The 1,978-nt window shown below is 45.3% G+C and carries 2 protein-coding genes; both read left to right on the top strand.

What is annotated here, in order from left to right; all coding sequences use genetic code 11:
- The first annotated feature begins 2 nt into the window (after positions 1 to 2).
- A complete protein-coding gene (locus NZ900_09710; GenBank protein MCS7234354.1) occupies positions 3 to 896 on the top strand; it encodes a thiamine pyrophosphate-dependent dehydrogenase E1 component subunit alpha in 894 nt (297 codons plus the stop codon).
- A gap of 34 nt (positions 897 to 930) precedes the next feature.
- Positions 931 to 1,908, top strand: coding sequence for an alpha-ketoacid dehydrogenase subunit beta (locus NZ900_09705; GenBank protein MCS7234353.1), 978 nt, complete (start codon positions 931 to 933; stop codon positions 1,906 to 1,908).
- Positions 1,909 to 1,978: the final 70 nt, after the last annotated feature.

Raw genomic sequence — 1,978 nt, 5'->3', positions numbered from 1 at the left:
AGATAGAGGTGATGAAACTTTTTTATGAAGGTCATATACGAGGTTCCACTCACGTATATTTGGGGCAAGAAGCTACAGCAGTAGGAGCTTGTGCAGCTTTGGAGGAAAAAGACCTCATAACTAGCACTCATCGTGGTCACGGACATTGTATTGCAAAAGGCGGTGATCCTAAAAAGATGATGGCAGAGGTTTTGGGTAGGGTTACCGGTTATTGCAAGGGCAAAGGGGGTTCCATGCATATAGCTGATTTCTCTAAGGGTATGTTAGGAGCCAACGGCGTAGTGGGGGGAGGCATTCCTATTGCAGTGGGAGCTGCCTTGGCTAGCCAGTATTTGAACACAGGACAAATAGTGCTCTGCTTCTTCGGAGATGGAGCCCTAAATCAAGGTTCTTTTCATGAAGCAGCGAACCTCGCGGCTATATGGAAATTGCCCATCGTTTTTCTCTGTGAGAACAACCTTTACGCTTTATCTACAAGGGTAGATTATGCCTTTGCTATAAGCGACCTATCACAGCGAGCTTTAGCCTATGGTTTCCCTGGCATTTCGGTGGATGGTAATGATGTTTTGGCTGTTTATGAAGTTGTTAGCCAAGCAGCTCAACGCGCCAGAAAAGGGGAAGGCCCCACCCTCGTGGTAGCCAATTCTTACCGTTGGGAAGGCCATATGGTAGGTGATCCTATGGTCTACCGCACAAAGGAAGAAGTCGAGCAATGGAAAAAGAAAGATCCGGTGAAATGCTTTGAAAAGTATCTGCTGGATAAAGGGTTATTGGATGAAAAGGAAAAGGAAAGGATGCATGAAGAAACCAAGAAGATTATCCAAGAAGCCCGGGATTTTGCTTTGCGAAGCCCGGAGCCACCTTTGGAAGCTTTATATGAAGATCTCTATGTTTAAGGTTACTTAGAAGCTAACACGGAGGATATAGAACATGTCTCATCGTGAGATAACTTATACGCAAGCTATCAATGAAGCTTTAAGGGAAGAAATGCAACGCGATGAAAGGGTCTTCATAATGGGAGAAGATATAGCAGAACATGGGGGCCCTTTCGGAGTTACTCGTGATTTGTGGAAAGAGTTTGGAAAAAAGCGGGTAAGGAATACCCCAATTTCTGAAGCAGCAATAGTAGGGGCTGGTATTGGAGCGGCTCTGTGCGGCTTACGTCCTGTGGTAGAGATAATGTTCATAGATTTCGCTACTTTGGCGATGGATCAAATCGTTAACCAAGCAGCCAAACTTAGATATATGTCGGGCGGAATGCTTAAAGTCCCAATTGTAATAAGAACACAAGGAGGAGGAGGCCGAGGTAATGCTGCTCAGCACTCTCAGAGTCTTGAAGCTTGGTTTGTTCATATACCAGGTCTTAAAGTGATAATGCCCTCTACTCCTTACGATGCTAAAGGCCTTTTAAAAGCGGCTATTCGTGATGATAACCCTGTAGTGTTCATAGAGCATAAATTGCTTTACCCTGTAAAAGGCCCTGTTCCAGAAGAGGAATATGTACTTCCGATAGGTGTTGCCGATATTAAAAGGCACGGAGATGATGTAACAATAGTGGCTACTTCTAGGATGGTTCTTCTGGCCATGGAAGCAGCTGCCAGGCTCCAAGAGGAAGGCATAAGCGTTGAAGTGGTAGACCCTCGTACCCTTAAACCCCTTGATATAGATACTATTGTCAATTCAGTTCAAAGAACAGGGCGAGCTGTGGTGGTAGTCGAAGGGCATAGAACTTGTGGTTTTGCCTCTGAGTTGGCAACCAGAATTATGGAAAAAGCTTTTGATTATTTAGATGCTCCTATCCAGATTGTAGCTGGTAAGGACGTTCCTATCCCGTACGCTCAAAATCTTGAAAGAGCGGCCTTGCCCCAGGTAGAGGACATTATATCAGCGGTTAAAAGCATCCTGTAAAGGGATAGAAATGCGCCGGCTTGCAGGCCGTATAGGGATTGTGACTGGAGGAGGTAAAGGCATTGGCCTT

This window comes from Synergistota bacterium, assembly GCA_025060595.1.
In the GTDB taxonomy this organism is placed as follows: domain Bacteria; phylum Synergistota; class GBS-1; order GBS-1; family GBS-1; genus 42-11.
The sequence above is the reverse complement of the archived record's forward strand: the minus strand, read 5'-3'. Positions and strand labels throughout refer to the sequence as shown.

Bases quoted from the DNA above. Each gene is read 5' to 3' on its own strand.
- NZ900_09705 (MCS7234353.1), top strand. From the start codon at position 931: ATGTCTCATCGTGAGATAACTTATACGCAAGCTATCAATGAAGCTTTA.